Genomic DNA, 23,136 nt, shown 5'->3' with positions numbered 1-23,136 from the left:
CCGTCATTCAGGAAGAATGGACAGAATGATGCCAAATAGAAAATGGATTTTGACCTCGCTGATAATGACTTTTTTCGGCATCCCCATACTGGCGCAATTTTTGGCAGCGGTTGTTGCTATGCTGGGTGTCGGACTTGCCGGTATTATTGAAGTTTGTAATATCCTTATCACGCCAACAATTTACCTTCTACTCAACGTCTTTATGCTGACGCTGGGGGCGATAATAATATTTTTCTCTGGTCGCGTGTGGGCCGGTGATAGCGCGCCAGAAAACAGAGAAATAGCCGTCTGGCGGCAATGCTTTTTTCTCTTACCCGCGCTATTAACCCTGGTTGGCTGGATAATCGCGCTGCATCTGGCAGATTATCAATTTCACCAGATGGGATCGGGTTGGTTGGCTGATCTTATGCTCCCCTGGCTGGGCGTTTTGTTAGTCTCAGTAGTCGGAGGTGAGTACTGGTGGATGGTCATTATTCCCGTTGGGGCGCATATCAGTTTTTCGCTGGGATACGCCTGGCCGACCAGATATCCTTTATCCGGCACGTCCGGACTACGTTGCCGTAACTTACTCCTGTTTCTACTTCTCTTACTTGGTATTGTCGCCGGGTATCAGGCCCATTTATATAAGCAGCAAAATCCTGGTGTCGGTGTACGCGAAAATATTGATATCTGGGCCTGGCGACCCGATAAACTCAATAATCGACTGACGCCGCTGCGTGGCAAACCGCAAATTCAGTTTAGGCAAAACTGGCCGCGAATCGATGGCGCCACGGCTGCGTACCCAATTTATGCTTCTGCATTTTATGCATTAAGTGTAATACCAGAGGATTTTCACGTTTGGGATTATCTGGAAAACTCTCGTACGCCAGAAGCATATAACAAAATCGTTAAGGGCGATGCTGATATTATTTTCGTGGCGCAACCTTCCGGTGGGCAAAAAAAACGTGCAAAGGAATCTGGTGTCACTTTGCTGTACACCCCCTTTGCCCGTGAAGCATTCGTTTTCATCGTCAATGCGGATAATCCGGTTAATTCCCTGACTGAACAACAGGTGCGTGACATTTTCAGTGGTGCAATTACCAACTGGCATACTGTTGGCGGTAACGATCAGGAGATCCAGACCTGGCAACGCCCGGAAGACTCTGGCAGCCAGACGGTGATGCAATCGCAGGTCATGAAAAATGTCCGTATGATCTCGCCGCAGGAAACCGAAGTGGCAAGCGTAATGAAGGGAATGATTAAAGTCGTTGCCGAATATCGTAATACAAACAACGCAATAGGTTACACCTTCCGTTATTACGCAACACAAATGAACGCCGATAAAAATATAAAACTGCTAGCGATTAACGGTATTACATCGACGGCGGAAAATATTCGCAACGGCAAATATCCCTATATCGTCGATGCCTTTATGGTAACGCGGGAAAATACGACGTCAGAGACACAAAAATTGGTGGAATGGTTTTTAACGCCGCAGGGGCAGAGTCTGGTGGAAGATGTGGGATATGTGCCGCTGTATCCAACAATGGAATAACGCTCGAGAGAAAGGAATCAGCGAGATGAATAAATTCACCGGTGTTTTACTATTAGGCACGGCGTTACTGGCGGGATGTGTCGACCGGGAAGGGTACTATAACAGCGTCAGGGAAGAAGAGAGCCATGGACTGACGTCTCTGCGGGGGCAACCTGCATTACGTTACAGCGATGATTGGTCAAGATGGCCGAGAGTGTACGGCGCTACAGCCTTATACCCGCTGTATGCCTCCGCGTATTATAAATTAGTACCCAAGCCAAAAGATAAGGATCGAACCTCGCTGGCCTGGCAGGCGTATGGTTTGCAGCAAATCCGAACAGCTGAAGCCTACGATAGTCTGATTAAAGGTTCCGCGACGGTTATTTTTGTTGCACAACCGTCGGAAGGACAGAAAAAACGTGCAAAAGAAGCGGGTGTTAAACTGAAATATACCGCTTTCGCCCGCGAAGCCTTTGTCTTTATCGTTGATATTAATAACCCGGTAAATTCTCTCTCTGAGCACCAGGTTAAAGATATTTTTAGCGGCAAAACTAGCCGCTGGAATAAAGTAGGTGGTAGTGACGAACATATAAAAGTCTGGCAGCGCCCTGAAGATTCTGGAAGCCAAACGATTATGAAGGGGTTGGTTATGCAAGACACCCCAATGCTGCCAGCTAAAAAATCCACTGTGATTGATCTTATGGGCGGTTTAATTACTGAAGTTGCCGACTATCAAAACACGCCATCTTCCATTGGGTACACCTTCCACTATTACGTCACTCGTATGAATGACAATATGCTCAAAATGCGCAAGCAGATTAAACTTTTGGCTATAAATGGCGTTGCGCCTACCGAGGAAAATATCCGCAACGGCACTTATCCATACATTGTGGATGCCTATATGGTGACGCGTGAAAATCCCACGCCGGAAACGCAGAAATTTGTTGACTGGTTTTTAAGTCCGCAGGGGCAACAGTTGGTAGAGGATGTGGGGTATGTGCCGCTGTATGAAGCATCCCCCGAATCATCAGGACAATAATGATGAATATAATCAGACTTTATATTTATCCGTTATTTCTTGGCTTTGTTATTGTGCCGTTGTTGGTGTGGCCGACGGTGGTTGCGCTGGCTGCTTGTATTATCGTTGACAAAGTGCACTTTGTTCATGCCTGATGCGGCGTGAACGCCTTATCAGGCCTACAAAATCATGCAAATTCAATATATTGTATAAACAACGTAGGCCAGATAAGCGTAGCGCATCTGGCAGTTTTTTGGTTTGTCATCAGTCTCAGGTCAGATTGAAATCTGACCTGGCCACCTTACATTAAATCACGACGCCAGTGACAGCTTCTGCTGCGTATACTCCACCAACCACTGACTCACACGAGATTGTTGTTCCGCACTTAGCCACATACCTTGTTTTGTGCGACGCCACAGGGCATCGTCGGCGCGGCGGACCCACTCGTGGTCGACCAGATATTTCAGCTCCGTTTCGTAGAACTCATGACCGAAATCTTCCCCAAGATCGCTTACCGCTCCCGCATTGCCGAGCAGCAGCTCGCTGTTGCTGCCATAAGTACGCGCGTAATGACGTGCCAGCGATTCGGTCAGGAACGGATAACGGCGGCGTAAGCGAGCGGCATAATCGTCGCGGTCGCCCTCGATGGCGCCACCCGGTAGCACGCTCTCTTTCGTCCATGCCGGGCCAATACCCTGATAATACGGCGTTAGTTTTTCCAGCGCATGTTCCGCCAGTTTTCGGTAGGTGGTCAGCTTACCGCCGAATACCGACAGCAGCGGTGCTTTGCCATTTTCATCATGAATATCAAGGGTGTAATCACGGGTAATAGCCTGCGGCGAGTCGGACTCATCATCACATAGTGGTCGCACACCGGAGTAGGTCCAGACGATATCGTCACGGCTTAACTGCTTTTTAAAGTGCGCGTTATACACATTCAGCAGGTAATTGATTTCACTCTCTTCAATCTTCACCGCTTTCGGATCGCCTTTGTATTCCACATCGGTGGTGCCGATGATGGAAAACTCGTCCATCCACGGGATCACGAACACAATACGTTTATCTTCGTTTTGCAGAATGTAGGCCTGCTTTTGGGTATGCACGCGCGGCACCACAATATGGCTGCCTTTGATCAGGCGAATGCCATAAGGCGAAGGCAGATGCATCCCCTCGTCGAAGAACTGTTTCACCCACGGGCCGGTGGCGTTAACCAGGCCGCGCGCTTGCCAGCTATATTTTTTGCCGGTATCGATATCTTCCGCTTCCACAATCCACAGGCCGTTTTCGCGACGAGCAGAAGTAGCACGAGTACGAGTAAGCACTTCGCCGCCTTTACGCACTACCATCTGGGCGTTGGCGAGCACCAGACGGGCATCGTCTACCCAACAGTCGGAATATTCGAATCCGCGCTTAATTTCCGGTTTTAACACTGAATTTGCGCCAAAACGCAAACCAGTTGATCCCGGCAGGCTGGTGCGTTTACCCAGATGATCGTACATAAACAGACCAATGCGAATCATCCACGCCGGGCGCAGATGCGGACGATGTGGCAGGCGAAAACGCATCGGGAAGGCGATATGCGGGGCCATTTTCAGCAGCACTTCACGTTCAGCCAGCGCCTCGCTGACCAGGCGGAATTCATAGTGCTCAAGGTAGCGCAGGCCACCGTGAATGAGTTTTGAACTGGCGGAAGAGGTCGCGCAAGCGAGATCCTGCGCCTCCAGCATCAGCACGGATAAACCGCGTCCAGCGGCGTCTGCCGCGATACCAGCACCATTGATGCCGCCACCTATCACAATCAGATCTTTGGTTTCCATGCTGCCCTCATTCACTTTCGTTAAAGCTCATAAATGTTCGTTATCGAACATATTAGCAAAGAATCGCGCTTTAGGTAACATTGAAAAAACATTTTAGAGTGATATGTATAACATTATGGCGTTTATCTGCCGCTTCGACGTAAACTGTGCGGTAAATTTGCCCACTTGTTTGTAAAGAAAGAGAGACGCATGGATCAGTTCGAATGTATTAACGTTGCCGACGCGCACCAGAAGTTGCAGGAAAAAGAGGTGGTGCTGGTCGATATTCGCGATCCACAGAGTTTCGCAATGGGGCATGCGGTGCAGGCTTTCCATTTAACCAACGACACACTGGGCGCGTTTATGCGTGATAACGACTTTGACACACCGGTGATGGTGATGTGTTACCACGGTAATAGCAGCAAAGGCGCGGCGCAGTATCTGCTGCAACAGGGCTACGATGTGGTCTATAGCATTGATGGCGGCTTTGAAGCCTGGCAACGTCAGTTTCCCGCAGAGGTGGCGTACGGCGCGTAACGCTTTATACTGTCCCCTTTTGTGTGGAATAAGCGACAGCAACGATGTTGATGATTACCTCTTTTGCTAACCCCCGCGTGGCGCAGGCGTTTGTTGATTACATGGCGACGCAGGGTGTTATCCTCACGATTCAACAACATAACCAAAGCGATGTCTGGCTGGCGGATGAGTCCCAGGCCGAGCGCGTACGGGCGGAGCTGGCGCGTTTTCTCGAAAATCCGGCAGATCCGCGTTATCTGGCGGCGAGCTGGCAGGCAGGCCATACCGGCAGTGGCCTGCATTATCGCCGTTATCCTTTCTTTGCCGCCTTGCGTGAACGCGCAGGTCCGGTAACCTGGGTGATGATGATCGCCTGCGTGGTGGTGTTTATTGCCATGCAAATTCTCGGCGATCAGGAAGTGATGTTATGGCTGGCCTGGCCATTCGATCCAACACTGAAATTTGAGTTCTGGCGTTACTTCACCCACGCGTTAATGCACTTCTCGCTGATGCATATCCTCTTTAACCTGCTCTGGTGGTGGTATCTCGGCGGTGCGGTGGAAAAACGCCTCGGTAGCGGTAAGCTAATTGTCATTACGCTTATCAGCGCCCTGTTAAGCGGCTATGTGCAGCAAAAATTCAGCGGGCCGTGGTTTGGCGGGCTTTCTGGCGTGGTGTATGCGCTGATGGGCTACGTCTGGCTACGTGGCGAACGCGATCCGCAAAGTGGCATTTACCTGCAACGTGGGTTAATTATCTTTGCGCTGATCTGGATTGTCGCCGGATGGTTTGATTTGTTTGGGATGTCGATGGCGAACGGAGCACACATCGCCGGGTTAGCCGTGGGTTTAGCGATGGCTTTTGTTGATTCGCTCAATGCGCGAAAACGAAAATAATTCCAGGGATTTAGAAATGAAACAAACACAACGTCACAACGGTATTATCGAACTGGTTAAACAGCAGGGTTATGTCAGTACCGAAGAGCTAGTAGAGCATTTCTCCGTCAGCCCGCAGACTATTCGCCGCGACCTCAATGAGCTGGCGGAGCAAAACCTGATCCTGCGCCATCACGGCGGTGCGGCGCTGCCTTCCAGTTCGGTTAACACGCCGTGGCACGATCGCAAGGCCACCCAGACCGAAGAAAAAGAGCGCATCGCCCGTAAAGTGGCGGAGCAAATCCCCAACGGCTCGACGCTGTTTATCGATATTGGCACCACGCCGGAAGCGGTGGCGCACGCGCTGCTTAATCACAGCAATTTGCGTATTGTCACCAACAATCTCAATGTTGCTAACACGTTGATGGTAAAAGAAGATTTCCGCATTATTCTCGCCGGTGGCGAATTACGCAGCCGCGATGGCGGGATCATTGGCGAAGCGACGCTCGATTTTATCTCCCAGTTCCGCCTTGATTTCGGCATTCTGGGGATAAGCGGCATCGATAGCGACGGCTCGCTGCTGGAGTTCGATTACCACGAAGTTCGCACCAAACGCGCCATTATTGAGAACTCGCGCCACGTTATGCTGGTTGTCGATCACTCGAAATTTGGCCGTAACGCGATGGTCAATATGGGCAGCATCAGCATGGTAGATGCCGTCTACACCGATGCCCCGCCGCCAGTAAGCGTGATGCAGGTGCTGACGGACCACCATATTCAACTGGAGCTGTGCTGATCCTGCAATGCTTCCCACGTCAGACCAAAACGCGCCAGGTATTTGCGTAGCCGATCCGCGTCGTTGACGCTGGCTTTGCCCTGGCGCGAAACATCAAAAAGCTGTCGTCCGGCTGCAGAAAGCGACTTTGCCTGGCGGCAGATAGCGATAACGTGTTCCAGTTGCATACGGTCGAAGAGATCGATGTTTTCTGCCTCTGCGCCCAGTAGCTGCGTAAGCGCGGAGGGGCGACTCTCCTGCCAGTTATAGCGCAGACGGTTTATCTCATCTTCCACCACTTCCAGAGTGATGCGTCCGCTAGTGGCAAAGGTAGCCATCCGCGTGACGCTGGCAGAAAGCTCGCGAAAGTTACCGCGCCATGTTGCCTGGGGAGATGTCGCAAAGGCCAGCCAGGCACGCCGCGCTTCGGTGTTAAAACGCACGCTGTCGCCAGTGAGTGAGGCGTGGCGCTCCACTTCATAATCCAGGTTCGGTTCAATATCTTCCTGACGCTGGCGCAGCCCCGGCAGGGTGAAGGTCCAGAGATTGATCCGCGCGTATAGATCTTCGCGGAATTTGCCTTCTGCAACCAGCTGGCGTAAATCGCGCACCGTTCCGGCGATGAGCTGAAAATTACTGCTCACCTGGCGATCGCTGCCAAACGGATAAAAGGTTTTTTCTTCAATGGCTTTAAGCAGCATTGCCTGTTCGTCTGCGCCCAGTTCGCCAATCTCATCAAGAAACAACATTCCGCCGTTGGCGCTGCGTAATAATCCTTCACGAGATTCCCGCGCCCCGGTAAACGCGCCTTTCACATGACCAAACAGCGTCGACATGGCGGTATCGCCGCGCAGGGTTGCGCAGTTCACTTCCACAAACGCGCCGCTAAACTGATGCCGCGCCTGTTTTAATTCAAATATACGTCGCGCCAGAAATGACTTGCCCGCACCGGTTGGGCCGTTTAGCAGGATCGGTGCGCGGGATTTAATCGCCACTTTTTCGATCTGTTCAATCATGCGGTTGAAGTGCGGGTTACGCGTGGCAATGCCGGACTTAAGAAAATCAAGCGTTTGCTGGCGTTCCTCGGCAAAGCGGCTGGCGATGGCGTTATAACGGCTTAAATCGAGATCGATAATCGTCACTTCACCTGGGCCGCGCGGCTGTTCTTTTTTGCGCGGAGGTGAAGATTGTATCAACCGGGCGGGCAGGTAACGCGCTTCCGCCAGCAGAAACCAGCAAATCTGCGCGACGTGGGTGCCGGTGGTGATGTGAATTAAATAGTCTTCTTTTTCTGGCTGAAACTCGTAACCACGGGCGAAATCATGCAGGCAGGCGTAAACCTCTTCGAAATCCCACGGGTTATGCAGTTCAATCTCAACGCTCACCACTTCTGTTTCTGGCGAAACGCTGGCGATATCGCGTTTAAGCGTTTCAAATAGCGAGCGCGAGCGGGCGTCATGCAATAATTCCAGTCGATCGATGACCAACGATTCTTGCTGGCATAAACAAAGCGTCGGACGCCATTTCGACCAGCGCTGACTGCCGCGCCCGGCATAATCCAGCACCGTTCCGACAAAGCCAAAAGCCACTGTTTTACGCATCTTAGATATCCTTATAAAAGACGATATTTCATTATCGGTAAATCGGCTTTGCGGGAAATCTCCGGTTACGGACGTAAAGATATAATCTTTTTTAAAACAATGAATTAAAAAATTAATCTGCTTATTTAATTTTCTGGCACGACGGTTGCAATTATCAGGACATACCAACGAAAAGAGAAAAACAAAATGAATTACGAATTACTGACCACTGAAAATGCCCCGGTAAAAATGTGGACCAAAGGCGTGCCGGTAGAAGCCGATGCGCGTCAGCAACTTATTAATACGGCGAAGATGCCGTTTATTTTCAAACATATTGCGGTAATGCCTGATGTACACCTGGGTAAAGGTTCCACCATTGGTAGCGTGATCCCGACCAAAGGGGCGATTATTCCGGCGGCGGTGGGCGTGGATATTGGCTGTGGAATGAACGCGCTGCGTACCGCGTTAACGGCGGCAGATCTGCCTGAAAACCTGGCGGAGCTGCGTCAGGCGATTGAAACTGCGGTGCCGCACGGGCGTACCACTGGCCGTTGTAAACGTGATAAAGGCGCATGGGAAAACCCGCCTGTTAACGTCGATGCGAAATGGGCTGAGCTGGAGGCCGGTTATCAGTGGTTAACGCAAAAATATCCGCGTTTCCTTAACACTAACAACTATAAACACCTGGGAACGCTGGGAACGGGTAACCACTTTATTGAAATCTGCCTTGATGAGTCGGAGCAGGTGTGGATTATGCTGCACTCCGGTTCACGCGGAATTGGTAACGCCATCGGGACTTACTTTATCGATCTGGCGCAAAAAGAGATGCAGGACCAACTTGAGACGTTGCCGTCACGTGATCTGGCGTACTTTATGGAAGGTACGGAATACTTTGATGATTACCTGAAAGCCGTGGCCTGGGTGCAGCTTTTTGCCAGCCTTAACCGCGATGCGATGATGGAAAACGTGGTAACAGCGTTGCAGAGCATTACGCAGAAAACGGTCAGACAGCCACAAACGCTGGCGATGGAAGAGATCAACTGTCACCACAACTATGTGCAAAAAGAACAGCACTTTGGTGAAGAGATCTACGTGACGCGTAAAGGCGCGGTGTCTGCGCGTGCTGGTCAATATGGAATTATTCCCGGTTCGATGGGGGCAAAAAGCTTTATCGTTCGTGGACTGGGAAATGAAGAGTCGTTCTGTTCGTGCAGCCACGGTGCCGGGCGGGTAATGAGCCGTACTAAAGCGAAAAAACTGTTCAGCGTGGAAGATCAAATTCGTGCCACCGCGCATGTAGAATGCCGTAAAGATGCCGAAGTGATCGACGAAATCCCGATGGCGTATAAAGATATTGATGCGGTGATGGCGGCACAAAGCGATCTGGTGGAAGTTATCTATGCCCTGCGTCAGGTGGTGTGTGTAAAAGGATAAATGATGAAAAGGATGATTGCGCTGGATGGCGCACAGGGCGAAGGCGGCGGGCAGATCCTGCGCTCGGCGCTGAGTCTGTCGATGATAACCGGCCAGCCATTTACCATCACCGGCATTCGTGCCGGGCGGGCAAAACCGGGACTGTTGCGCCAGCATCTGACGGCGGTAAAGGCGGCGACGGAAATTTGCGGGGCGACGGTGGAAGGCGCGGAGCTGGGGTCGCAGCGTCTGGTCTTCCGGCCCGGTACCGTGCGCGGTGGCGATTACCGCTTTGCTATCGGTAGCGCCGGAAGCTGTATGCTGGTGCTGCAAACGGTGCTGCCCGCGTTGTGGTTTGCCGATGGGCCATCGCGTGTTGAAGTGAGCGGCGGCACCGATAACCCGTCGGCGCCGCCTGCGGATTTTATCCGCCGGGTGCTGGAGCCGCTGCTGGCGAAAATGGGAATCCATCAGCAAACCACGTTATTACGCCACGGTTTTTACCCTGCCGGAGGCGGCGTGGTAGCAACGGAAGTCTCGCCCGTGACATCGTTTAACACCTTGCAACTTGGCGAGCGCGGGAACATTGTGCGGATGCGTGGTGAGGTGTTACTGGCTGGCGTGCCGCGGCATGTCGCTGAGCGTGAAATCGCTACGCTGGCGGCAAGTTTTTCCCTGCATGAGCAGAATATTCATAACCTGCCGCGCGACCAGGGGCCGGGTAATACCGTCTCGCTTGAAGTCGAAAGTGAAAATATCACCGAACGCTTTTTTGTCGTCGGTGAAAAGCGCGTCAGTGCCGAGGTGGTCGCGGCACAGTTGGTGAAAGAGGTGAAACGCTACCTGGCAAGCCCGGCGGCAGTGGGGGAATATCTCGCCGACCAGCTGGTGCTACCGATGGCGCTGGCGGGCGCGGGAGAATTTACGGTCGCCCATCCTTCATGCCATCTGCTGACCAATATCGCCGTGGTGGAGCGTTTCTTGCCGGTACGGTTTGGTTTGATAGAAACAGATGGCGTAACGCGGGTGAGTATTGAATGATATAAAGATGTAAGCCGGATCCAATGCATTATCCGGCTAAACTCACACCCCATAACCCATCATCTTCAGCAGTTTCTGCGCGTGCTGCACGGCAGCCTGACGGTGGGCGACGCCGAGTTTTTGGTACAGATTGCGGATATGCGTCTTGATGGTGGTCGCCGCCACTTCCAGTTCACCCGCAATTTGTTCGTTGCTGTAACCGGAGTAAATCAGCCCCAGGACCTGCCATTCACGTTGGGTCAATGGGCTGGTGCGGATCAGTTCTGGCACTTCTGGATGATTTAGCAGACGTTCAACGAAATTCTCATCGAAATGGGCGAATTTATGCCGATGATGTTGATTGATTTCTCGCAGAATACGCTGTGCGCGATGCTGTTCCAGTTCCGGCAGCGTATTGAGTTGAATCAGCTGGCGCAGTTGTTGCGCCATCGCTTCGCCTTCGATGACAAAATGACTGATAAATCCGGTGCGATTCGCCAGTTTTAATGCGTCCAGCAACACGCGCTGGGCGTCACTTTTACGTCCGGCCTGCCAGTACAGTTGATTTAGCAGCAACAGGTTACGATTGAGATCGCTCATCAACCGCAGACTGCGGGCATTTTCATTGAGTTCTTCGAGAACAATTTCTGCCGGTTCAAACTCGCCCAGCAAGATTTGTGCACGGGCAATGTTGCGCCATTGACCTTGCAGGAAGTGGTTGTTCGCAAACTCCGGTTTAGCCGTATGACGCAACCAGTTGGCAGCGGCGGCTTTATCGCCGGTCATTTGCCAGTAAATCACCCGGACTTTGTTGGCGTTAGAGATCCAGTCGCTGTGATATTTGCCATTCCCCAGCAGGTTTTCCAGACGGTTCAACTGGCTACGGGCGTTATCTAAATCACCACGGGCCAGCGAGCATTGAATCAACATTGCCAGGCACTGAAGCTGTTGCTGTGGCTGATAAGACGACAAGACTTCAATCCCGCTACGCGCCGACGCTTCGGCTTCATCCAGCCGTGCCCAGGCCCATAACAGTTGTGCTCGGATGCGCACCAGAAACTCATGCATCGGCAACTGTTCCAGATGCTGCTCGTTGATCAGCTGGAACGCTTTTTCCTGCGTTTCCCACGCGGTTTGCAGGAACCCTTGGGCAAACAGAATTTCACTTTGCTGAATTAAACTCCATAAGGCGTAGTGCCAGACGTCGTGCTGGCGTGCCATCTGTTCGGTTTGCTGCATTAGCGCCAGTGAGCGGGTCAATTCGCCTTTGCAGTGCAGCACTTCACCCAGCACCGAGGTTGCCACAATGCGGCTATAGAACCAGCCCGGCGGCAGCTCTTCCAGTGCCAGTTTTGCCAGCCGTTCCGCTTCATCCGGATTACCATCGTTAATCGCCACCTGGGCGCGCAGAGCGTTAAATTCTGCGTGCATGGTGCCTTCTCTGATGTCCTTGATTTCATGTTCAGCACGGGCTAGCAGGGTGTTAACTTCGCCGTAGCGATGTTGGCTTTGCATCAGCCACGCCTGCAATAACACCAACTGCGGATTTTCCAGCAAGCTGTCCCACGGCAGGGCCTTAAGCGACTCTTCCAGCAGCGACAGTTCGCTATGGTTGAACAGACTCCAGGCGTGATTAAGCAGAATATCGCGCAGCATCAGCGCATCGCCTGCCGCCAGCGCATGATGAATCGCTTCGCTGGGAAATCCCTGGGCCATCCAGCTTTCTGCGGCGGCACGGTGGATTTCCGGCAGCTCCGCCGCCAGTTCCCACTGGCAGCGCTGGCGCAGGAAGTTGCCAAACAGCGGGTGATAGCAGAACCACTCGCCGGTATCATCCATCCGCTGTAAAAACAGCCCCTGACGCTCAATCTCTTCGAGGCGCATTTGCCCGTTTTCTTCGCCGGTCACACGGGTGATGAGTGCATCGTTCATTGAGCGCAAAATGGCGCTTTTCAACAGAAAATGGCGCGTTGCGAGATCGACGTTATCCAGAACCTCATCGACCAGATAATCCGAAAGATGGCTGGCATTGATTCCCGCCAGGCGGCGTGCCGACTTATGGGCTGAGTGGGTATTCTGCCGGGCGGAGAGGGCGATTAGCTGTAGTGCCGTCGCCCAACCGGAAACGTCATCGCAAATCCGACTGCTTTCTGCGGCTTCAATCGGCGATGACAGACGGCAATCAAAAAACTGCTTCGCTTCCTGATGGGTAAATGCCAGTTGCTGACTGCCAATTTCCAGCAGTTGATCACGAACACGCAGATTGGCAATGCCCAGTTGCGGAAGGTTGCGTGACAACACCACCAGGGTGAGATTTTCTGGTTGATGGCGAATAAAGAAGCGCATTGACTCGTGGATCACTGGATTAGTGATCAGATGATAGTCATCGATGACCAGATAAAGTGGGCTATGCCATTCCGCCAGCTCAATGAAAAGCTGGGCGAAGAGTGACGTCAGGCTGGCATATTGCCGTTTTTGCGCCATCGTCTCACATATCGCACAGTGACCGTTGGTTGCCTGTTGCACGGCGGCAATGAGATAGCTGGCGAAACGCTCTTGCTGGTTATCACCTTCGTCCAGCGAGTACCAGCCGATATCGTTTTTGCCTGCCGCCCACTGGGAAATGAGCGTGGTCTTACCGTAGCCCGCAGGACTTGTGATCAGCGCCAGCCGGAAGTTGTTCGCGCCGGAAAGTTTAGCCAGCAGGCGCTCACGAACCACGGTATGGTCGAGTCGAACCGGACGACTTAATTTTGACGGAATCAGCATAGTTAATCACTTCACTGTGGAAAATGAGGAAATATTATTTTTTTGCGCTTCGTAATTAATGGTTATAAGGTCGGCCAGAAACCTTTCTAATGCAAGCGATGACGTTTTTTTATGTGTCTGAATTTGCACTGTGTCACAATTCCAAATCTTTATTAACAACTCACCTAAAACGACGCTGATCCAGCGTGAATACTGGTTTCCCTTATGTTCATCAGATTCATTTAAGCAAGGGTTTCTTCTTCATTCCTGATGAAAGTGCTATCTAAAAAGATGATCTTAATAAATCTATTAAGAATGAGATGGAGCACACTGGATATTTTACTTGTGAAACTGTTTCACTCCTTTACTTAATTTATAGAGTTACCTTCCGCTTTTTGAAAATACGCAACGGCCATTTTTTGCACTTAGATACAGATTTTCTGCGCTGTATGGCATTGATTTGCTGCTAATCCTGTGGTTTGCACTAGCTTTAAGTGGTTGAGATCACATTTCCTTGCTCATCCCCGCAACTCCTCCCTGCCTAATCCCCCGCAGGATGAGGAAGGTCAACATCGAGCCTGGCAAACTAGCGATAACGTTGTGTTGAAAATCTAAGAAAAGTGGAACTCCTATGTCACAACCTATTTTTAACGATAAGCAATTTCAGGAAGCGCTTTCACGTCAGTGGCAGCGTTATGGCTTAAATTCTGCGGCTGAAATGACTCCTCGCCAGTGGTGGCTGGCAGTGAGTGAAGCACTGGCCGAAATGCTGCGTGCTCAGCCATTCACCAAACCGGTGGCGAATCAGCGACATGTTAACTACATCTCAATGGAGTTTTTGATTGGTCGTCTGACGGGCAACAACCTGTTGAATCTCGGCTGGTATCAGGATGTACAGGATTCGTTGAAGGCTTATGACATCAATCTGACTGACCTGCTGGAAGAAGAGATCGACCCTGCGCTGGGTAACGGTGGTCTGGGACGTCTGGCGGCGTGCTTCCTCGATTCAATGGCAACTGTCGGTCAGTCTGCGACGGGTTACGGTCTGAACTATCAATATGGTTTGTTCCGCCAGTCTTTTGTGGATGGCAAACAGGTTGAAGCGCCGGATGACTGGCATCGCAGTAACTACCCGTGGTTCCGCCACAACGAAGCACTGGATGTGCAGGTAGGGATTGGCGGTAAAGTGACGAAAGACGGACGCTGGGAGCCGGAGTTTACCATTACCGGTCAAGCGTGGGATCTCCCCGTTGTCGGCTATCGTAATGGCGTGGCGCAGCCGCTGCGTCTGTGGCAGGCGACGCACGCGCATCCGTTTGATCTGACTAAATTTAACGACGGTGATTTCCTGCGTGCCGAACAGCAGGGCATCAATGCGGAAAAACTGACCAAAGTTCTCTATCCAAACGACAACCATACTGCCGGTAAAAAGCTGCGCTTGATGCAGCAGTACTTCCAGTGTGCCTGTTCGGTAGCGGATATTTTGCGTCGCCATCATCAGGCGGGGCGTAAACTGCACGAACTGGCGGATTACGAAGTTATTCAGCTGAACGATACCCACCCAACTATCGCGATTCCAGAACTGCTGCGCGTGCTGATCGATGAGCACCAGATGAGCTGGGATGACGCCTGGGCCATTACCAGCAAAACTTTCGCTTACACCAACCATACCCTGATGCCAGAAGCGCTGGAACGCTGGGATGTGAAACTGGTGAAAGGCTTACTGCCGCGCCACATGCAGATTATTAACGAAATTAATACTCGCTTTAAAACGCTGGTGGAGAAAACCTGGCCGGGCGATGAAAAAGTGTGGGCCAAACTGGCGGTGGTGCACGACAAACAAGTGCATATGGCGAACCTGTGTGTGGTTGGCGGTTTCGCGGTGAACGGTGTTGCGGCGCTGCACTCGGATCTGGTGGTGAAAGATCTGTTCCCGGAATATCACCAGCTATGGCCGAACAAATTCCATAACGTCACCAACGGTATTACCCCACGTCGCTGGATCAAACAGTGCAACCCGGCACTGGCGGCTCTGTTGGATAAATCACTGAAAAAAGAGTGGGCTAACGATCTCGATCAGCTGATCAATCTTGAAAAATTCGCTGATGATGCGAAATTCCGTCAGCAATATCGCGAGATCAAGCAGGCGAATAAAGTCCGTCTGGCGGAGTTTGTGAAAGTTCGTACCGGTATTGAGATCAATCCACAGGCGATTTTCGATATTCAGATCAAACGTCTGCATGAGTACAAACGCCAGCACCTGAATCTGCTGCATATTCTGGCGTTGTACAAAGAAATTCGTGAAAACCCGCAGGCTGATCGCGTACCGCGCGTCTTCCTCTTCGGCGCGAAAGCGGCACCGGGCTACTACCTGGCGAAGAATATTATCTTTGCGATCAACAAAGTGGCTGACGTGATCAACAACGATCCGCTGGTTGGCGATAAGTTGAAGGTGGTGTTCCTGCCGGATTATTGCGTTTCGGCGGCGGAAAAACTGATCCCGGCGGCGGATATCTCCGAACAAATTTCGACTGCAGGTAAAGAAGCTTCCGGTACCGGCAATATGAAACTGGCGCTCAATGGTGCGCTTACTGTCGGTACGCTGGATGGGGCGAACGTTGAAATCGCCGAGAAAGTCGGTGAAGAAAATATCTTTATTTTTGGTCATACCGTGGAACAAGTGAAGGCAATTCTGGCCAAAGTCTACGACCCGGTGAAATGGCGGAAGAAAGATAAGGTGCTGGACGCAGTATTGAAAGAGCTGGAAAGCGGTAAATACAGCGACGGCGATAAGCATGCCTTCGACCAGATGCTGCACAGTATCGGCAAACAGGGCGGCGATCCGTATCTGGTGATGGCGGATTTCGCAGCCTATGTAGAGGCACAAAAGCAGGTGGATGTGCTGTACCGCGACCAGGAGGCCTGGACTCGCGCGGCGATCCTCAATACCGCCCGCTGCGGTATGTTTAGCTCGGATCGCTCTATTCGCGATTATCAGGCTCGTATCTGGCAGGCAAAACGCTAAGGAAGCTCGATGGAAAGCAAACGTCTGGATAATGCCGCGCTGGCGGCGGGGATTAGCCCCAATTACATCAATGCCCACGGTAAACCGCAGTCGATTAGCGCCGAAACCAAACGGCGTTTGCTTGACGCGATGCATCAACGTACCGCCACGAAAGTGGCGGTAACGCCAGTCCCGAATGTCATGGTTTATACCAGCGGCAAAAAAATGCCGATGGTGGTGGAGGGCAGCGGCGAATATAGCTGGCTGCTGACCACCGAAGAAGGAACGCAGTACAAAGGCCATATAACGGGGGGCAAAGCGTTCAATCTACCGACGAAGCTGCCGGAAGGTTATCACACGCTGACGCTTACCCAGGAAGACCAGCGCGCGCATTGCAGGGTGATTGTCGCCCCGAAACGCTGTTACGAACCGCAGGCGTTGCTGAATAAACAAAAGCTGTGGGGTGCCTGCGTCCAGCTTTATACGCTGCGATCGGAAAAAAACTGGGGTATTGGGGATTTTGGCGATCTCAAAGCGATGCTGGTGGATGTGGCAAAACGTGGCGGGTCGTTCATCGGCCTGAACCCGATTCATGCGCTCTATCCGGCAAATCCGGAGAGCGCCAGCCCATACAGCCCGTCTTCTCGCCGCTGGCTGAATGTGATTTATATCGACGTTAACGCCGTCGAAGATTTCCATCTTAGCGAAGAGGCTCAGGCCTGGTGGCAGTTGCCGACCACGCAACAGACGCTGCAACAGGCGCGGGATGCCGACTGGGTCGATTACTCCACGGTTACCGCCCTAAAAATGACAGCATTACGAATGGCGTGGAAAGGTTTCGCGCAACGTGATGATGAGCAGATGGCCGCGTTTCGCCAGTTTGTTGCAGATCAAGGCGACAGCCTGTTCTGGCAGGCAGCCTTTGATGCGCTACATGCCCAGCAAGTGAAAGAGGACGAAATGCGCTGGGGCTGGCCTGCATGGCCAGAGATGTATCAGAACGTGGATTCACCAGAAGTGCGTCAGTTCTGCGAAGAACATCGCGATGACGTTGATTTTTATCTCTGGCTGCAGTGGCTGGCTTACAGCCAGTTTGCCGCCTGCTGGGAGATAAGCCAGGGCTATGAAATGCCGATTGGCTTGTATCGTGATCTGGCGGTTGGCGTAGCGGAAGGTGGGGCGGAAACCTGGTGTGACCGTGAACTGTATTGCCTGAAAGCGTCGGTTGGCGCGCCGCCGGATATCCTCGGCCCGTTGGGGCAGAACTGGGGATTACCGCCAATGGACCCGCATATCATCACCGCGCGTGCCTATGAACCGTTTATCGAGCTGTTGCGTGCCAATATGCAAAACTGCGGCGCATTACGAATTGACCATGTGATGTCGATGCTGCGTTTGTGGTGGATACCTTATGGCGAGACGGCGGATCAGGGGGCATACGTACACTATCCGGTGGATGATCTGCTCTCAATTCTGGCACTCGAAAGTAAGCGTCATCGCTGCATGGTGATTGGTGAAGATCTCGGTACCGTACCGGTAGAGATTGTCGGCAAGCTGCGCAGCAGCGGTGTTTACTCCTACAAAGTGCTCTATTTCGAAAACGACCACGAGAAGACGTTCCGTTCACCGAAAGCGTACCCGGAGCAGTCGATGGCGGTTGCGGCGACACACGACCTGCCAACGCTGCGTGGTTACTGGGAGAGCGGGGATCTAACTCTGGGCAAAACCCTGGGGCTGTATCCGGATGAAGTGGTACTGCGCGGTCTGTATCAGGATCGCGAACTGGCGAAGCAAGGGCTGCTGGATGCACTGCATAAATATGGTTGTCTGCCAAAACGTGCCGGGCATAAGGCATCGTTGATGTCGATGACGCCGACGCTGAACCGTGGTTTGCAGCGCTACATTGCCGACAGTAACAGTGCTCTGTTAGGACTACAGCCGGAAGACTGGCTGGATATGGCCGAACCGGTGAATATTCCTGGCACCAGTTACCAGTATAAAAACTGGCGACGCAAGCTTTCCGCAACGCTTGAGACGATGTTTGCCGATGATGGCGTGAACAAGTTGCTGAAGGATTTGGACAGACGGCGCAAAGCGGCAGCGAAGAAGTAGAGTGCGGTTGATGCCGGATGCGATGCATCCGGCAGTCAGTGTTATCAAATCACCATATTCAGCAGCAGACAGCCTACCAGACCGCACACCGAGATAATGGTTTCCAGCATCGACCAGGATTTGATGGTCTCGCCGATAGTCAGGTTAAAGTACTCTTTGAACAGCCAGAAGCCCGGATCGTTCACATGAGAGAAAATCACACTACCGGAACCCACCGCAATAACCATCAGCTCCGGGCTAACACCCGTCGTTGCAATCAGCGGTGCCGCGATACCACCCGCAGTGATTGCCGCAACGGTTGCGGAACCCAGCGCGATACGCAGTACGGCAGCAATCGACCAGGCCATCAGCAGCGGAGAAATGTTGGTTTCGTGCATCATGGAAGCAATGTATTTGTCCACGCCGCTGTCTACCAGCACCTGCTTGAACGCACCGCCACCACCGATGATCAACAGCATCATCGCAATGATTTTGATGGAAGAAACCAGCGTGTCGTTAATCTGATCCATTGAACGACCACGGTTTAGACCAAAGGTGAACATCGCAATCAGCACGGCAATCAGCGTAGCCATTACCGGGTCACCGAGGAACTCCGCTACCGGCAGGAAAGCGTGACCTTTCGGCAGGATCATTTCGGCAATCGCACGCATCGCCATCAGTACTACCGGCACCAGAGAGGTCCAGACGCTGACGCCAAAGCTCGGCATCTCTTCTTCGCTGAAGGTTTTCGCGCTGTAGAGACCTTCCGGAATTGGCTTATCGATACCTTTCAACACGCGAGCGTAAACCGGACCGGCGAGAATCACGGTCGGGATTGCCAGAATAGTACCGTACAGCAGGGTTTTACCCATGTCGGCATTGAAAATGGTGGCAATCGCAGTCGGGCCCGGATGCGGTGGCAGGAAGCCGTGGGTCACAGACAGTGCAGCTGCCATTGGTACACCAACATACAGCAGTGGAATATTCGCAGAAGCCGCGATGGTAAACACCAGCGGCAGCATCAGCACAAAGCCCACTTCATAGAACAGGGCAAAACCAACGGTAAAACCGGTCAGTACCACCGCCCACTGGATGTGTTTTTTACCAAATTTGGCAATCAGCGTGGTGGCGATACGTTGTGCGCCACCGCAGTCTGCCAGCATTTTGCCCAGCATTGCGCCAAAACCCATGATCAGGGCAAGGCTACCGAGCGTCCCGCCGACACCGGCTTTGATGGAGCCAATAACTTTATCCAGCGGCATTCCTTGCATTAATCCAACAGCAAGCGCCACGAGGACGAGAGCGATGAAGCCGTTCATTTTGAAGCGGATCATCAGGAGCAACAACAAGATTACACCGATAGCAACAATGACTAATGGCATGATTTACCTGGCCTTTCATTTGTTATGGGTAACGTCAATTTTCTGACGACAAACTCTAATTATCCCAATCGGGAACAGAGATATTGCGGCACCACGACTGATACCCACTAAAACTAATTATTGTAGTCAGATGTCAGGAGTATGTTTGGTACCCATGTGAATGATACGGGTAACATCTGGCGTTTGAGAATCACCAGAGCGGGGTAAATTTAAATTATGAGAGGTTGGTCATATTATCGCGGGGAAACGAAGGGAGGGATTTGCCAAAGCAATGCTGCGCCAACGTCTGGCACATGTTCAACGTAGGCCCGAAATGACGCTTTAGCGTCGCATCGGGCAATCTACAAAAGAGGGGATAACTTAGTAGTAGGAGTGTTCGCCGCGCTGGTGTTCGGTGAGATCGCGCACACCTTTCAGCTCCGGGAATTCGTTTAGCAGCTGCTTCTCGATCCCTTCTTTCAGCGTCACATCGACCATGGAACAACCGTTACAGCCGCCGCCAAATTGCAGAATGGCGTAACCGTCTTCGGTGATTTCCATCAGTGAAACGCGACCACCGTGACCAGCAAGCTGTGGGTTGATCTGCGACTGCAGCATATACTCCACGCGCTCCATCAGCGGTGCATCGTCTGCCACTTTACGCATTTTGGCGTTAGGCGCTTTCAGTGTTAGCTGAGAACCCAACTGGTCGGTAACAAAATCGATCTCTGCATCTTCCAGGTATGGTGCGCTTAACTCATCAACATACGCGGTCAGCAGGTCAAATTTCAGGGCAGTGTCGGTGGCTTCCACGGCATCCGGCGGACAATAAGAAACACCACATTCAGCGTTAGGCGTGCCAGGGTTAATCACAAATACGCGGATTTGTGTCCCTTCTTCCTGGTTTGCCAGCAGTTTGGCAAAGTGCGCTTGTGCAGCATCGGAAATACGGATCATAGTAATGGCCTAATAGTTGACTATTTTAGTTGGTTATAATACGCCCATCATCGAGGCTCTACAAGGTTCGACAAAGGCACCAGACCTGGACAGTCGCCGCACCATTGCGTAAAAGCAACTGCGCAATCTCTGCGACGGTACTTCCGGTGGTAACGACATCATCCACAATCACCATATGGCGACCTTGCACGGGCAATTCAAGACGAAAGGCATTTTTCAGGTTGCGCTTGCGTAGCCGGGCACTGAGAAAATGCTGGGTCGCAGTGGCCCGTGTTCGTGTGACGGCTTCGCTATCCCATCGGCAGTGCAACCAGCGTGATAACGGCTGACACAGCAAATCGCTCTGATTAAATCCCCGACGCCAGTGACGCCGCTGCCATAACGGAACGCTGATGATGCGATCCGGCAATTGCAACCCGGTGGTGCGACGAGCGTATAAGACCTCCAATAGTAACAGACGTGACAGGGCGCTGGCGATTTCGCTGCGCCGGGAAAACTTAAGCTGGTGGATTAGCGGGCTTAACGGCGGCGCATAGTCGGCAACCGTGACCAGTCTTTGCCAGGGCGGTGGTTTTTGCAGGCAGCGACCGCAGGGAAGATGTGAGTGTGTGGCGGGTAATCCACATTGTGGGCATAACGTTTTATCTGTACGGGCGGCGCGTGAGCAGACCGAACAAATCCCCCAATGACCTAACGCCAGCGGCATTCGGCATAGCCAGCATAATCCTGGTACTGTTAGCATATGTTCATCCTTGTAAGTCAAAAGAGAACAATAGCGGATGAATAACATCTGGTGGCAGACCAAAGGTCAGGGGAATGTTCATCTTGTGCTGCTGCACGGATGGGGACTGAATGCCGAAGTGTGGCGTTGCATTGACGAGGAACTGAGCTCGCATTTTACGCTGCACCTTGTTGACCTGCCCGGCTTCGGGCGTAGCCGGGGATTTGGTGCGATGTCACTTGCTGATATGGCCGAAGCCGTGCTGCGACAGGCACCTGATAAAGCCATTTGGTTAGGCTGGAGTCTGGGCGGGCTGGTGGCAAGCCAGATTGCGTTAACCCATCCCGAGCGTGTTCAGGCGCTGGTCACCGTGGCGTCGTCACCTTGTTTTAGTGCTCGTGACGAGTGGCCGGGGATAAAACCGGACGTGCTGGCGGGATTTCAGCAGCAACTCAGTGATGATTTTCAGCGTACGGTGGAACGGTTCCTTGCGTTACAAACCATGGGTACTGAAACGGCGCGTCAGGATGCGCGGGCGTTGAAGAAAACCGTTCTGGCATTACCGATGCCGGAGGTTGACGTGCTCAATGGTGGGCTGGAAATCCTGAAAACGGTCGATCTCCGCCAGCCGCTGCAAAACGTACCCATGCCGTTTTTGCGACTGTATGGTTATCTCGACGGTCTGGTGCCGCGCAAAGTGGTGCCGATGCTGGATAAACTCTGGCCGCACAGCGAGTCGTATATCTTCGCCAAAGCGGCCCATGCGCCGTTTATTTCGCATCCGGTCGAGTTTTGTCACCTGCTGGTGGCGTTGAAGCAGAGGGTGTAGGCACTTTTGAATGGCGAGACAGAACTTTACTGACTCGCCGCAGCCAACTCTTCCTCTGACAGCCCGGTAAATCGCAGAACGTCCTCAAGAGGGACTCCGGATTCAAGCATTATTTTGGCTATATGCAGGGCTTTGGATTGTTCCCCCTCCTGCCGCAATCTTTCCGCAATAGTCATTAAACTCTCCTTGTGTTTCGGTGATCGTTCGGCAACGCCGTCGATAAAATCGTTAAAACGTACCGCATCGCCGGTTTGCAGTATGTAATTAAACAGCCCTTTGATTTGTCTGTCATTAGCGTATCCACTACTTAATAAGCAGGCCATTTGCTCTACCAGCCCCATCAGGTCGCGTTGACGAATATGTTTTTGAATTAACTCCAGCAGCGCCATGCGTCGGTGCTGCATGATTTCATCATCAGGCATGACGGTGATATCAATCAGCGGAAATGCGGAGGCATAAAGCTGCCTTGCCAGTTTGGGATCGGCGAAACAATCCAGCCAACACAGCGAATAGGGATAGGGGCTTTCAATACCGTGGTAAAACAACAATGGCACCACCATCGGCAACGTTTTGTATCCGGCATCAAGGTGATTTTGCATTGCGGCAATAGCGTAACGCATCATGCGAAATGCGATCAGTTTGTTTGAGGTGCTTTGATGTTCAATCAGACAATAGATGTATCCTGGTCCTTGTTCTGTTTTCACCGACCACAGCACATCGGAATAGCTTTCACGCAGATCGTCATCAATAAAGCTGCTCGACTCCAGCTTGAGGGTTTTCATATCACAGAGCGCGTGAATGGGTGCCGGTAAATGAAACGCAAGAAAATCGCGTGCCGTCTCCGGTTGGCGTAAAAAGAGTTTGAACAGCGCATCGTGTGGGGTGGAACTCTGCTTTTTGCTCATGGCGTTCCTTCACC

At 52.1% G+C, this 23,136-nt stretch carries 17 protein-coding genes and 1 pseudogene; 11 read left to right on the top strand and 7 right to left on the bottom strand.

From position 1 onward, the window contains the following. Positions 1 to 25 precede the first annotated feature (25 nt). The 3 genes and pseudogenes from HUZ68_RS21325 to HUZ68_RS21315 all read left to right on the top strand — a co-directional run. The gene (locus HUZ68_RS21325) at positions 26 to 1,534 is read left to right on the top strand and encodes a PstS family phosphate ABC transporter substrate-binding protein (RefSeq protein WP_129468651.1); all 1,509 of its coding nucleotides are present in this window, start codon (positions 26 to 28) and stop codon (positions 1,532 to 1,534) included. Between the two features lie 25 nt (positions 1,535 to 1,559). After that, positions 1,560 to 2,552: a PstS family phosphate ABC transporter substrate-binding protein gene (locus HUZ68_RS21320; protein ID WP_239593972.1), complete on the top strand. Its 993-nt coding sequence runs from the start codon at positions 1,560 to 1,562 to the stop codon at positions 2,550 to 2,552. Further along, positions 2,552 to 2,656: pseudogene (locus HUZ68_RS21315) on the top strand (hypothetical protein); the annotation flags it as partial. The gene HUZ68_RS21320 and the pseudogene HUZ68_RS21315, both read left to right, overlap by 1 nt. Before the next feature lie 186 nt (positions 2,657 to 2,842). On the opposite strand, the gene glpD reads toward HUZ68_RS21315, so the two are convergent. After that, complete coding sequence (gene glpD / locus HUZ68_RS21310) at positions 2,843 to 4,348, bottom strand: glycerol-3-phosphate dehydrogenase (protein WP_001613989.1); 1,506 nt, start codon at positions 4,346 to 4,348, stop codon at positions 2,843 to 2,845. Positions 4,349 to 4,537: 189 nt separating this feature from the next. On the opposite strand from glpD, the gene glpE reads away from it, so the two are divergent. Genes glpE through HUZ68_RS21295 form a run of 3 tightly spaced genes read left to right on the top strand, consistent with a single transcriptional unit; the run spans position 4,538 to position 6,514 of the window. Further along, the gene (gene glpE, locus HUZ68_RS21305) at positions 4,538 to 4,864 is read left to right on the top strand and encodes a thiosulfate sulfurtransferase GlpE (RefSeq protein WP_033814695.1); all 327 of its coding nucleotides are present in this window, start codon (positions 4,538 to 4,540) and stop codon (positions 4,862 to 4,864) included. A gap of 44 nt (positions 4,865 to 4,908) precedes the next feature. Further along, positions 4,909 to 5,739, top strand: coding sequence for a rhomboid family intramembrane serine protease GlpG (glpG, locus tag HUZ68_RS21300; RefSeq protein ID WP_000928723.1), 831 nt, complete (start codon positions 4,909 to 4,911; stop codon positions 5,737 to 5,739). 16 nt (positions 5,740 to 5,755) lie between these two features. Further along, positions 5,756 to 6,514 carry a DeoR/GlpR family transcriptional regulator gene (locus HUZ68_RS21295; protein ID WP_000815099.1) on the top strand — a complete coding sequence of 253 codons (759 nt, stop codon included), beginning with the start codon at positions 5,756 to 5,758 and terminating at the stop codon, positions 6,512 to 6,514. Here HUZ68_RS21295 and rtcR read toward each other — a convergent pair. Continuing rightward, positions 6,496 to 8,094 (bottom strand): DNA-binding transcriptional regulator RtcR, encoded by a 1,599-nt coding sequence (gene rtcR / locus HUZ68_RS21290; protein WP_033814696.1) that lies wholly within the window; start codon positions 8,092 to 8,094, stop codon positions 6,496 to 6,498. The two genes, HUZ68_RS21295 and rtcR, sit on opposite strands and share 19 nt — an antisense overlap. Positions 8,095 to 8,280: 186 nt before the next feature. Between rtcR and rtcB the strand changes: the two genes are divergently transcribed. Both rtcB and rtcA read left to right on the top strand, forming a co-directional pair. Then, the gene (gene rtcB / locus HUZ68_RS21285; protein WP_239593971.1) at positions 8,281 to 9,507 is read left to right on the top strand and encodes an RNA-splicing ligase RtcB; all 1,227 of its coding nucleotides are present in this window, start codon (positions 8,281 to 8,283) and stop codon (positions 9,505 to 9,507) included. 3 nt (positions 9,508 to 9,510) lie between these two features. After that, on the top strand, positions 9,511 to 10,527 hold the full coding sequence (rtcA, locus tag HUZ68_RS21280; RefSeq protein ID WP_033814698.1) for an RNA 3'-terminal phosphate cyclase: 1,017 nt from the start codon (positions 9,511 to 9,513) through the stop codon (positions 10,525 to 10,527). Positions 10,528 to 10,569: 42 nt separating this feature from the next. Here rtcA and malT read toward each other — a convergent pair whose 3' ends face one another. Beyond that, the gene (gene malT / locus HUZ68_RS21275) at positions 10,570 to 13,275 is read right to left on the bottom strand and encodes an HTH-type transcriptional regulator MalT (protein ID WP_000906970.1); all 2,706 of its coding nucleotides are present in this window, start codon (positions 13,273 to 13,275) and stop codon (positions 10,570 to 10,572) included. 610 nt (positions 13,276 to 13,885) lie between these two features. Here malT and malP point away from each other — a divergent pair. Both malP and malQ read left to right on the top strand, forming a co-directional pair. Then, the gene (malP, locus tag HUZ68_RS21270) at positions 13,886 to 16,279 is read left to right on the top strand and encodes a maltodextrin phosphorylase (RefSeq protein WP_112925135.1); all 2,394 of its coding nucleotides are present in this window, start codon (positions 13,886 to 13,888) and stop codon (positions 16,277 to 16,279) included. A 9-nt stretch (positions 16,280 to 16,288) separates the two neighbouring features. Then, positions 16,289 to 18,370 carry a 4-alpha-glucanotransferase gene (gene malQ / locus HUZ68_RS21265; RefSeq protein WP_033814700.1) on the top strand — a complete coding sequence of 694 codons (2,082 nt, stop codon included), beginning with the start codon at positions 16,289 to 16,291 and terminating at the stop codon, positions 18,368 to 18,370. Between the two features lie 44 nt (positions 18,371 to 18,414). Here the strand turns inward: malQ and gntT are convergent, their stop codons facing one another. The 3 genes from gntT to gntX form a co-directional block, all read right to left on the bottom strand. Further along, the gene (gene gntT / locus HUZ68_RS21260; protein WP_001131758.1) at positions 18,415 to 19,731 is read right to left on the bottom strand and encodes a gluconate transporter; all 1,317 of its coding nucleotides are present in this window, start codon (positions 19,729 to 19,731) and stop codon (positions 18,415 to 18,417) included. Between the two features lie 360 nt (positions 19,732 to 20,091). Then, on the bottom strand, positions 20,092 to 20,667 hold the full coding sequence (gene nfuA / locus HUZ68_RS21255) for a Fe-S biogenesis protein NfuA (protein ID WP_000619389.1): 576 nt from the start codon (positions 20,665 to 20,667) through the stop codon (positions 20,092 to 20,094). Positions 20,668 to 20,725: 58 nt separating this feature from the next. Then, complete coding sequence (gene gntX, locus HUZ68_RS21250) at positions 20,726 to 21,409, bottom strand: DNA utilization protein GntX (RefSeq protein ID WP_033814701.1); 684 nt, start codon at positions 21,407 to 21,409, stop codon at positions 20,726 to 20,728. Between the two features lie 37 nt (positions 21,410 to 21,446). Between gntX and bioH the strand changes: the two genes are divergently transcribed. After that, positions 21,447 to 22,217 (top strand): pimeloyl-ACP methyl ester esterase BioH, encoded by a 771-nt coding sequence (gene bioH, locus HUZ68_RS21245; RefSeq protein ID WP_001060096.1) that lies wholly within the window; start codon positions 21,447 to 21,449, stop codon positions 22,215 to 22,217. A gap of 26 nt (positions 22,218 to 22,243) precedes the next feature. On the opposite strand, the gene rpnA is transcribed toward bioH, so the two are convergent. Beyond that, on the bottom strand, positions 22,244 to 23,122 hold the full coding sequence (rpnA, locus tag HUZ68_RS21240; protein WP_033814702.1) for a recombination-promoting nuclease RpnA: 879 nt from the start codon (positions 23,120 to 23,122) through the stop codon (positions 22,244 to 22,246). Between the last annotated feature and the right edge of the window lie 14 nt (positions 23,123 to 23,136).

The sequence above is a fragment of the Shigella dysenteriae genome, from assembly GCF_022354085.1.
Taxonomy (GTDB): Bacteria; Pseudomonadota; Gammaproteobacteria; order Enterobacterales; family Enterobacteriaceae; genus Escherichia; species Escherichia coli.
The sequence above is the reverse complement of the archived record's forward strand: the minus strand, read 5'-3'. Positions and strand labels throughout refer to the sequence as shown.

What these genes read in the sequence shown, in the direction of transcription:
- rtcB (WP_239593971.1), top strand. Translation starts at nt 8,281, where the DNA reads ATGAATTACGAATTACTGACCACTGAAAATGCCCCGGTAAAAATGTGG.
- HUZ68_RS21325 (WP_129468651.1), top strand. Translation starts at nt 26, where the DNA reads ATGATGCCAAATAGAAAATGGATTTTGACCTCGCTGATAATGACTTTT.
- malP (WP_112925135.1), top strand. Translation starts at nt 13,886, where the DNA reads ATGTCACAACCTATTTTTAACGATAAGCAATTTCAGGAAGCGCTTTCA.
- HUZ68_RS21320 (WP_239593972.1), top strand. Translation starts at nt 1,560, where the DNA reads ATGAATAAATTCACCGGTGTTTTACTATTAGGCACGGCGTTACTGGCG.
- rtcA (WP_033814698.1), top strand. Translation starts at nt 9,511, where the DNA reads ATGAAAAGGATGATTGCGCTGGATGGCGCACAGGGCGAAGGCGGCGGG.
- rtcR (WP_033814696.1), bottom strand. Translation starts at nt 8,094, where the DNA reads ATGCGTAAAACAGTGGCTTTTGGCTTTGTCGGAACGGTGCTGGATTAT.
- malT (WP_000906970.1), bottom strand. Translation starts at nt 13,275, where the DNA reads ATGCTGATTCCGTCAAAATTAAGTCGTCCGGTTCGACTCGACCATACC.
- glpD (WP_001613989.1), bottom strand. Translation starts at nt 4,348, where the DNA reads ATGGAAACCAAAGATCTGATTGTGATAGGTGGCGGCATCAATGGTGCT.
- glpE (WP_033814695.1), top strand. Translation starts at nt 4,538, where the DNA reads ATGGATCAGTTCGAATGTATTAACGTTGCCGACGCGCACCAGAAGTTG.
- gntT (WP_001131758.1), bottom strand. Translation starts at nt 19,731, where the DNA reads ATGCCATTAGTCATTGTTGCTATCGGTGTAATCTTGTTGTTGCTCCTG.
- gntX (WP_033814701.1), bottom strand. Translation starts at nt 21,409, where the DNA reads ATGCTAACAGTACCAGGATTATGCTGGCTATGCCGAATGCCGCTGGCG.
- nfuA (WP_000619389.1), bottom strand. Translation starts at nt 20,667, where the DNA reads ATGATCCGTATTTCCGATGCTGCACAAGCGCACTTTGCCAAACTGCTG.
- bioH (WP_001060096.1), top strand. Translation starts at nt 21,447, where the DNA reads ATGAATAACATCTGGTGGCAGACCAAAGGTCAGGGGAATGTTCATCTT.
- rpnA (WP_033814702.1), bottom strand. Translation starts at nt 23,122, where the DNA reads ATGAGCAAAAAGCAGAGTTCCACCCCACACGATGCGCTGTTCAAACTC.
- glpG (WP_000928723.1), top strand. Translation starts at nt 4,909, where the DNA reads ATGTTGATGATTACCTCTTTTGCTAACCCCCGCGTGGCGCAGGCGTTT.
- HUZ68_RS21295 (WP_000815099.1), top strand. Translation starts at nt 5,756, where the DNA reads ATGAAACAAACACAACGTCACAACGGTATTATCGAACTGGTTAAACAG.
- malQ (WP_033814700.1), top strand. Translation starts at nt 16,289, where the DNA reads ATGGAAAGCAAACGTCTGGATAATGCCGCGCTGGCGGCGGGGATTAGC.